Consider the following 378-nt stretch of genomic DNA (forward strand, 5'->3'; position numbering starts at 1 on the left):
CACGTCCTGTGATTGTGAAGATGTCTTCTACTGGCATTAGGAATGGGTGGTCAACGTCTCTTACTGGAGCTGGGATCCATTCGTCTACTTCTTCCATCAATTTCATGATTTTGTCTCCCCATTCTCCGTCTGGATCTTCTAATGCTTTTAATGCTGATCCTACTACGATTGGTGTGTCGTCTCCTTCGTATTCGTATTCGTTTAATAGATCACGTACTTCCATTTCAACTAATTCGATTAGTTCTGGATCGTCTACTTGGTCTTCTTTGTTTAAGAATACTGCGATTTTTGGTACGCCTACTTGTCTTGCTAACAAGATGTGTTCTCTTGTTTGTGGCATTGGACCGTCTGCTGCACTTACTACTAGGATTGCTCCGT

1 protein-coding gene is annotated in these 378 nt (G+C 42.3%); it reads right to left on the reverse strand.

Annotated elements, in window-relative coordinates; genetic code table 11:
• Positions 1 to 378 (reverse strand): GTP-binding protein (locus ACU68U_RS09300; protein WP_446763200.1); only part of this gene is annotated, 378 nt, incomplete at both ends.

It is taken from the genome of Finegoldia sp. P3-F-LR (genome assembly GCF_052932165.1).